The sequence below is a fragment of the Cellulomonas sp. HZM genome, assembly GCF_000708885.1.
Taxonomy (GTDB): domain Bacteria; phylum Actinomycetota; class Actinomycetes; order Actinomycetales; family Cellulomonadaceae; genus Cellulomonas.
In genome coordinates, this window is sequence record NZ_JEOE01000005.1 from 133,716 (window position 1) to 142,335 (window position 8,620).

The following is an 8,620-nucleotide window of genomic DNA, read 5'->3' on the forward strand; positions in this document are numbered from 1 at the left end:
TGACCGCGGTCAGACCCGGGCGTGCTCCGCGTCGCGCGCCGGGGCGGTGGCCTCGGCGGCCGCGCGCGCCGCGGCGGGCAGGACCTCCTCGATGCGGGACAGCGCGTCGTCGTCGTGCGCGGCCGAGACGAACCACGCCTCGAACGGCGACGGCGGCGCGTAGACCCCGGAGTCGAGCAGCGAGTGGAAGAACGGCGCGTAGCGGAACGAGTCCGTGGCCAGCACCGAGGCGTAGTCGCGGGCGCCCTCGCGGGCCGCGGCCTCGCCGAACACGATCGAGAACAGGTTGCCCGCCCACTGCACCGCGTGCGGGACGCCGGCCTCGCCGAGCGCTGACGTGATCGCGCCGCGCAGGCGCTCGGCGGCCGCGTCGACGCGGGAGTACACGTCGGCGTCGGCCAGCTGGAGCGTCGCCAGGCCCGCCGCGGTGGCGACCGGGTTCCCGGACAGCGTGCCCGCCTGGTACACGGGCCCCTCGGGAGCCAGGTGGTCCATGACGTCGCGCCGACCGCCCACCGCCGCGACGGGAAGCCCGCCGCCGATGACCTTGCCGAACGTGAACAGGTCGGCCGACCAGCCCTCGCGCAGGCCCTCGAGCCCCCACCAGCCGGAGAACCCGACGCGGAAGCCTGTGAGCACCTCGTCCTGGATGAGCAGCGCGCCGTTCTCGAGCGTGAGGCGGCGCAGCTCGGCGTTGAAGCCGGGCAGCGGCGGGACGACGCCCATGTTCGCGGGCGCGGCCTCGGTGATGACGGCCGCGATGCGGTCGCCGTGCGCGACGAACACCGTGCGCAGCGCGTCGAGGTCGTTGTAGGGGACGACGATCGTCTCGGCAGCCGTCGCCGCGGAGACGCCCGCCGAGTCCGGCAGCGCGAGCGTCGCGACGCCCGAGCCCGCGGAGGCGAGCAGCGCGTCGACGTGGCCGTGGTAGCAGCCGGCGAACTTCACGACGAGGTCGCGGCCCGTGTACGCGCGGGCCAGCCGCAGCGCGGTCATGGTCGCCTCGGTGCCGGTCGAGACCAGGCGCACCTTCTCGGCGGCCGGGACGCGGTAGCGGATCGCCTCGACGAGCTCGACCTCGGTCGTCGTCGGCGCACCGAAGCTCAGACCGCGCGCGGCCGCCTGCTGCACCGCCTCGACCACCTGCGGGTGCGCGTGGCCCAGCAGCGCTGGACCCCACGAGCCGACCAGGTCGACGCGCTCGACACCGTCGACGTCGGTCACGTACGCGCCGCGGGCGGACGCGAGGAAGCGCGGGGCTCCGCCGACCGCACCGAACGCGCGCACGGGCGAGTTCACCCCGCCGGGGATCACGGACCGGGCGTGCTCGAACGCCGCGTCGCTCGTCGTGCTCATCGGGTCTCCTCCGCCAGCCATCCGGCCAGCTCCGTCGCGTAGTACGTCAGGACATGATCGGCACCCGCGCGCCGGATGCTGAGCACGGACTCGACAATCGCCCGTCTGCGCTCGATCCAGCCCTGCGCGGCGGCGGCCTCGAGCATGGCGTACTCGCCCGACACCTGATAGGCCGCCACCGGTACGGGTGACACGGCGGCGACGTCGGCGAGCACGTCGAGGTAGCTCATCGCGGGCTTGACCATGATCACGTCGGCGCCCTCGGCGACGTCGATCGCGACCTCGCGAGCGGCCTCGCGGCGGTTCGCGGGGTCCATCTGGTACGTGCGGCGGTCGCCCTCGAGCTGCGACTCGACAGCCTCGCGGAACGGGCCGTAGAACGCGCTCGCGTACTTCGCCGCGTAGGCCAGCACCGCGACGTCGTCGTGCCCGGCGTCGTCGAGCGCGTCACGCACCACGCCCGTCTGGCCGTCCATCATCCCGGACAGGCCGACGAGGTGGGCGCCGGCGGCCGCCTGCGCGAGCGCCATCTCGGCGTACCGCACGAGCGTCGCGTCGTTGTCCACGGCGCCGCTCGGCGTCAGGACGCCGCAGTGGCCGTGGTCCGTGAACTCGTCGAGGCACAGGTCGGCCTGCACGACGAGCGCGTCCCCCACCTCGGCGACCGCGTCGGCGATCGCGACGTTGAGGATGCCGTCCGGGTCGGTGGCCTGCGAGCCGGTCGCGTCCCGGTGCTCGGGGACCGCGAAGAGCATCACGCCGCCGATCCCGGCCTCGGCCGCCTGGGCGAGCGCGCCGCGCAGCGAGTCGCGTGTGTGCTGCAGCACGCCGGGCATCGAGGTGATCGGGCGCGGCTCGGTCAGCCCCTCGCGCACGAACACCGGCAGCACGAGCTCGGCGGGGTGCAGGCGAGTCTGCGCGACGAGGCGGCGGACCGCGGGCGTGGTACGCGTGCGGCGGGGGCGGATGCGGCCGGGGTGGGGCGTGGTCATCGTGCGTTCTCCTGGTGGGAGGTGGTCGCGCGGCTCGTGGTCGCGCGGGCGAGCGCGTCGACGAGGCCGGACATGGTCTGGGTGTCGGCGGTCGCGGCGAGCTCGAGGCCGTGGGCGCGGGCCTCGGCCGCGGTCGTCGGGCCGATGGCGACGAGCAGCGTGCCGGGCGGGGGAGCGCCGAGCTGCGCGACGATCTCGCGCACGGTGCTCGCGGACGTGAGCAGCGCCGCGTCGAACCGGCCCTCTCGCCAGTCGGTGCGAACCTCGTCGGGCGCCTGCGCCGGGACGGTGCGGTAGGCGACGACGTCGTCGACCTGCCAGCCCTTCGCGCGCAGGCCCTCGGCGAGCGTGGGGGCGGCGAGGTCGCCGCGGGGGAACAGCACGCGGGCCGGTCGGTCGTCGGCGCCCGTGCTCGCGTCCGGCCAGGCGGCGACGAGCGACGCGGCCGTCGACGGGGACCGGGGAATGAGGTCGACCGCGACGTCCGCGGCCTCGAGCGCACGCGCGGTGCCCGGACCCACCGCGGCGACCTGGACGCGCCCGTCGCGCAGCACGTCGGCGAGCGTGCGGCCTGCGTCGTCCGCATGCCCGACGAGCACGGGGACGGCGGCGGCACTCGTCACGACGAGCGAGCGGTACCACCCGGCACCGAGCGCGAGCACGACGTCGTCGAGCCCCTCGGCGGGGACGGTCTGCACGAGCGGGACCAGCTCTGCGTGCGCGCCCGCCGCGGCGAGCGCGACCTGCGCGGGGCTCGATCCCGCCGCGGGGCGCGGGACCAGGACGCGCCAGCCGGCGAGCGGGCTCGTCGACCCCGGCGTGCCGGACGCCGGGCTGCCGGTAGTGCCGGACGCCGGGATGCTCGTCGGCCCGGTCGTCGAGCCGCTCGTCGGCCCGGTCATCGGCTCGCCTGCAGGTCCGCGATGTCGCCCGCGCCGTCGACGAGGAGCACGTCGGCGAGGTCGCGTCCGAGCGCGTCGGCGGTGTCGACCGCGTCGCGCGGGTCGTCGGGGAGCGTGCGGGCGAGGTCGCGGCGCAGCGTCGCGGAGCCGTCCGGCGCGGCGACCACCGCGTGCAGCTCGAGCGTCGCGCCGACGACCGTGCCCCACGCGCCCACCGGCGCGGCGCACCCTGCCTCGAGGCGCGCGAGCACCGCGCGCTCCGCGAGCACCGCGAGCCGCGTCGACTCGTGGTCGAGCGCGGCGAGCGCGAGCGCGAGCGGTGTGCCGGGGTCGGCGAGGTCGGCGGTGCGGACCTCGACCGCGAGCGCGCCCTGGCCGGGTGCGGGGGCCATGAGCTCCGGGTCGATGACCTCGGTGATCGCGTCGAGCCGGTCGAGCCGGGCCAGGCCTGCGCGCGCGAGGACGACGGCGTCGAGATCGCCCGGACCGTGCCCCGAGCCGGCCACGCGGCCGAGCCGTGTGTCGACGTTGCCGCGGATGTCGACGACGACGAGGTCGGGCCGCGCCGCCCGCAGCTGCGCCGCGCGGCGGGGGGAGCCGGTGCCGACGGTCGAACCCGTGGGCAGCGTCGCGATCGTCAGCCCGTCGCGTGCGCACAGGACGTCGCGCGGGTCCTGCCTCGCGGGGACGGCCGCGATGGTCAGTCCGTCCGCGTCGCCCGTCGGCAGGTCCTTGAGGGAGTGCACGGCGACGTCACAGCGGCCGTCGAGCAGGGCGTCGCGCAACGCGGTGACGAACACTCCCGTGCCGCCCAGGGTCGCGAGCGATCCCGTGAGACGGTCGCCGTCGGTCCGGACGCGCACGGTCTCGACCTCGACGTCGGCCAGGCGGGCCAGGTCGTCGGCGACGTGGCCAGTCTGCGTGAGGGCCAGCGTGGAGGCGCGCGTACCGATGCGGACGTGCTGGGGCATGGGGTCAGTCTCCCCCTGCACGGGGCGGGCTGTCGAAGCCCGTCCGGGTGGGACGCGGAATTCGCGAGAGTTGCTGACGGAAAGTCAGAACATGCGCGCGGAAATGTGACGGGCGCCATGCGTTGGTAGCCGCGGGGCCGTGGAAGGGAAATGCGCTGACGAGTTGTCAGAAAAGAAATGTGCGCGGCGTCACTGCGGTGGTGCGCGGGGCCGCGCCTCTCAGGCGACGGATGCGGCGGCGGCGCGTGCGTCCGGGAGCACCGACGCGAGCCCGTTCCCGGCGACCCACGCACCGGTCACGGCGAGCCCCGGCACCTCGGCGACCGCCGCGCGCACGGCCGCGACCGCGTCCCGGTGCCGCGCGCTGGGCCGCGGGAGCGCCTGCGTCCAGCGCACCACGGCGTGCCCGACGAGGGTGCCGAGCTCGTCGTCGTCGACCCCGAGCAGCACCGCGGCATCCCGCCGCGCGACGGCCACGGCGTCGTCGGCCACGATCTCGTCGCCCGCCGCATCCGGCCGATCGCCCGCCGCGCGTCTGTCCGCAGCCATCCCCTGCGCGAGTGCGCCGGTCCCGGACGAGCGCGCCAGTCCAGACACGCGCTCTCGTCCGAGACCCGCGCGCTCGGGGGCGGCAGGGGCGGACGTGGTGGGGGTGTCCGCGCGGCCGTAGGAGAGGCGGACCACGTGGCGGGACGGGCCGGCCGCGTGGGCCAGCCACGGCCACTTGGCGGTCGCGTGCGTGAGGGCCTTGGCGTCGACGTCGGTGGCGTCGCGTGCGACGAGCACGCCCGTGCCGCGCGGGGCCGCATCCAGCGCCGGGGAGTCGAGCACGAGCGTCACCAGGGTCACCACAGCGCCCTCGTCGACCGTCACGTCCCCGAGATCGGTGACCTGCGCGACGAGGTCGGGGCGGGGCGCGGCCACGACGAGCCGGTCGGCGAGCACCTCTCCTGCGTCGGTCACGACGACGAAGCCGTCGTCCTCCCGCCGCGCCGCCGTGACCGCCGTGCGCGTGCGCACCTCGCCGGCCTCCTGCGCAAGCCGCGAGACCAGCACGTGCATCCCGCCCTCGATGCCCTGCACCGCCGAGCCGGCGGGGGCCGAGGAACGCAGCGTCCGCACCGCACGGGCGAGCGACCGCGTGCGCACCGCCGCCAGGCCGGGCGCGACGGTGTCCACCGCGAGGTCGTCGGGGTCCGCGGCGTGCACGCCGCCGACGATCGGCCGCACGAGGCGGTCCAGCACGCGCGCGCCCATGCGCGCCCGCACGAGCGCGCCGAGACTGGCCGCGTCGCGCCCGACCGACGGGGGGAGGACCGCGTCGAGCGCTGCCCGTGCCGCACCGAGCAGCCCGAGCGTGCGCCGCACGTCGGCGGCCAGGGGGTGTGCGGGGATGCCGAGCAGACCGGTGCGGGGCAGCGGCCCGTCGCCCGAGGGCAGGTGCACCCACGAGCCGAGCGGTGCCGGTGCGCGCACGTCGTCGGCCAGCCCCAGCTCGGCGAGGTACGACGACACGATCGCGCCGCGCGTCGCGAACGACTCGGCACCTGCGTCGAGCGACAGCCCCGCGACCTCGTGCCCGCGCACCGCACCGCCGACGGCGTCGCGTGCCTCCAGCACGAGCGTGCGGTGCCCGGCGGTGACCAGGTCCCGCGCGGCGGCGAGCCCCGCCACGCCGCCCCCGACGACGACGGCGTCCCAGTGGTCGCGGCGGTCAGGGCGCTGCGTCATGCGCGTGCTCAGATCGCGTGCACCAGCGCGGCGAGCCGCGTCAGCACGTCGGGGTCGGTCGTCGGCGGGACGCCGTGACCCAGGTTCACGACGTGCCCGGGTGCGCTCGCACCGCGCGCGACGACGTCCCGCACGTGCGCCTCGAGCACGTCCCACGGCGCCGCGAGCAGCGCCGGGTCGATGTTGCCCTGCAGCGGCGTGCTCCCGCCGAGCCGGCGCGACGCCTCGTCGAGCGGGATCCGGTAGTCCACGCCGACGACGTCCGCGCCCGCGTCCCGCATGGCCGCGAGCAGCTCGCCCGTCCCGGTGCCGAAGTGCACGCGCCGCACGCCGTCCGCGGCGAGGTCGGCCACGTGGCCCAGCGCGCGCGCCGAGGCGGCCTGCACGTGCGCGGTGTAGTCGGCCAGCGACAGCGAGCCCGCCCACGAGTCGAACAGCTGCGCCGCCGAAGCGCCCGCGAGCACCTGCGCCCGCAGGAACGCACCGGTGACGTCGGCCGCCCACTCGGTGAGCGCGCGCCACGTGTCCGGGTCGGCGTGCATGAGGGTGCGCGCGGCGAGGTGGTCACGCGACGGGCCGCCCTCGACGAGGTACGCGGCGAGCGTGAAGGGTGCGCCGGCGAAGCCGATGAGGGGCGTCGAGCCGAGTGCTGCGACCGTGCGGGCGACGCCCTCGGCGACGGGGGCGAGCGCCTCGTCGGTCAGCTCGAGGTCGCGCAGCCGGGCGACGTCGTCGGCCGTGCGGACCGCGCTGCCCATGACCGGGCCGACACCGGGCTGGATCTCGACGTCGATGCCCGCGAGCCGCAGCGGCACGACGATGTCGGAGAAGAAGATCGCGGCGTCCACGTCGTGCCGGCGCACCGGCTGGAGCGTGATCTCGCTCGCCATCGCGGGGTCGAGGCACGCGTCGAGCATCGCGGTGCCGGCGCGCGCCTCGCGGTACTCGGGCAGCGAACGGCCCGCCTGACGCATGAACCAGACGGGACGACGGTCGGGGCGCTCGCCGGAATATGCGCGCACGAGCGCGGAATGCGTCGTGCGGCCGTCGGCGAGGGGATGTGTGACGGGAAGAACCACGCGTCGATTGTGCCCGAGAAATAGCGGGGTGATTAACTCGGGGTGTGGTGCTGCTGTCCCTCGTCGCATCGCACCACGAGCTGGACCTGGCCGTGCTGGAACGTCTCTCGTCGGACGTGCACGCCGTCGGTCGTGAGCTCGTCGGTGCGGCGACCTCGATCTCCGGTGCCGTCGTCCTGGCGACGTGCAACCGGTTCGAGCTGTACCTGGACGTCGCCGACGCGGCCGACGCCCCCGCTGCCCGCACTGCCGCGGCCCGGACGGTCGCGGCGCGGTCCGGGTACCCGGTCGAGGCGGTCGCCGCGCACCTCACCGCGCTGACCGACACGTCCGCCGCGGGGCACCTGTTCGCCGTCGCGTCCGGGCTCGAGTCGATGGTCGTCGGCGAGCGCGAGATCGCCGGCCAGGTGCGCCGGGCGCTGACCGCCGCGCGCCGCGACGGCACGACGACCGGCGACCTCGAGTCGCTGTTCCAGGCGGCGTCCCGCGTGTCCCGCGCGGTCGACGCCCGCACCGGGCTCGGCGGCACGGGCCGCTCGGTCGTCGGCGTCGCGCTCGACATCGCGGCCTCCGGGCTGCCCGACTGGTCCGACGTGCGGTGCGTGCTCGTCGGCACCGGGTCGTACGCGGGCGCGTCGCTCGCCGCGCTCAAGGCGCGCGGGGTGACCGACGTGCGTGTGTACTCGCCGAGCGGCCGGGCGTCGCAGTTCGCTTCGGCGCGTGGCGTGCGGGCCGTCCCGTCCGGTGCGGACCTCGCCTCCGAGGTCGCCGGGGTGGACCTCGTCGTCGCGTGCTCCGGCGCTGCGGGGGCGGTGCTCGAGGTCGACGCGCTCGCGTCCGCGCGGTCCGACGACGCCCGGCCCCTGACCGTCGTCGACCTCGCGCTGCGCCACGACGTGGACCCGGGCGTGCGTGAGCTGCCCGGCGTCCGGCTCGTGTCGTTGCACACCGTCGCGCAGCACGCGCCCGCCGAGCACGCCGCGGTCCAGACCGCACGCACGCTGGTCGACAACGCCGCGCAGGACTACGAGGGCGACCGGCGCGTGCGCGAGTGGAACCCCGCCGTCCTCGCGGAGCGCACGCGCGTGCTCGGTGGGCTCGAGTCCGCGCTGCAGGCGCTGCCCGACGAGGCACGCGACGAGCGCACCGAGCGCGCTCTGCGTCGCCGCACGCGTGCCGCGCTGCATGCGCCGACGATCCGTGCGCGCGAGGCGGCCCGCGCGGGGGACACCGCCGCGTACGCGTCCGCGCTGGCCGAGCTGGCGACGGTCGCGGTGCCTGGCATGCCGGCTGTCGGTGCCCAGTCCGCGGCGCGGTCGCACGACGAGCCGACGAGCGCGACGGCCTGAGCGTCGCGTCGTCGAGGTCCGCCGCCTGGTCGTGGCACTCGGCGGCGATCGAGTGTCTGCGCGCTCTCGTCGAGCCGTCCACAGGCACGTGGTTGCGCTGTCTTGTCCACAGGGTGTTTTCGCAGATCAGGTGCTGTTTCTGGGTTGACCCGGGGTGTCCGGTTCGGGTAGATTCATACGCATGTTCGAAGTCCCTGGTTCGCCTCGTGAGGGCGTCGTTGATGACCGGCTGGTGCTGGT

The 8,620-nt window shown here is 76.0% G+C and carries 7 protein-coding genes; 1 reads left to right on the plus strand and 6 read right to left on the minus strand.

Annotated elements, in window-relative coordinates:
* Positions 1 to 9 precede the first annotated feature (9 nt).
* The 6 genes from hemL to hemE form a co-directional block, all read right to left on the minus strand.
* Positions 10 to 1,356: a glutamate-1-semialdehyde 2,1-aminomutase gene (hemL, locus tag AW16_RS0105145; protein ID WP_029288679.1), complete on the minus strand. Its 1,347-nt coding sequence runs from the start codon at positions 1,354 to 1,356 to the stop codon at positions 10 to 12.
* Positions 1,353 to 2,348, minus strand: a complete 996-nt coding sequence (gene hemB, locus AW16_RS0105150; RefSeq protein ID WP_029288681.1) for a porphobilinogen synthase — start codon at positions 2,346 to 2,348, stop codon at positions 1,353 to 1,355. The genes hemL and hemB overlap by 4 nt, the downstream gene beginning before the upstream one ends.
* Entirely contained in the window at positions 2,345 to 3,250 is a 906-nt protein-coding gene (locus tag AW16_RS17545) for a uroporphyrinogen-III synthase (RefSeq protein ID WP_051681676.1), read from the minus strand. The genes hemB and AW16_RS17545 overlap by 4 nt, the downstream gene beginning before the upstream one ends.
* Positions 3,247 to 4,221, minus strand: a complete 975-nt coding sequence (gene hemC / locus AW16_RS0105160; RefSeq protein ID WP_029288684.1) for a hydroxymethylbilane synthase — start codon at positions 4,219 to 4,221, stop codon at positions 3,247 to 3,249. Before hemC ends, AW16_RS17545 begins: the two co-directional genes overlap by 4 nt.
* Before the next feature lie 219 nt (positions 4,222 to 4,440).
* Positions 4,441 to 5,952 carry an NAD(P)/FAD-dependent oxidoreductase gene (locus tag AW16_RS0105165; RefSeq protein ID WP_034648137.1) on the minus strand — a complete coding sequence of 504 codons (1,512 nt, stop codon included), beginning with the start codon at positions 5,950 to 5,952 and terminating at the stop codon, positions 4,441 to 4,443.
* Between the two features lie 8 nt (positions 5,953 to 5,960).
* Positions 5,961 to 7,031: a uroporphyrinogen decarboxylase gene (gene hemE, locus AW16_RS0105170; protein ID WP_029288688.1), complete on the minus strand. Its 1,071-nt coding sequence runs from the start codon at positions 7,029 to 7,031 to the stop codon at positions 5,961 to 5,963.
* Between the two features lie 44 nt (positions 7,032 to 7,075).
* On the opposite strand from hemE, the gene AW16_RS0105175 reads away from it, so the two are divergent.
* Positions 7,076 to 8,380, plus strand: coding sequence for a glutamyl-tRNA reductase (locus AW16_RS0105175; RefSeq protein ID WP_081861459.1), 1,305 nt, complete (start codon positions 7,076 to 7,078; stop codon positions 8,378 to 8,380).
* The last annotated feature ends 240 nt before the right edge of the window (positions 8,381 to 8,620 follow it).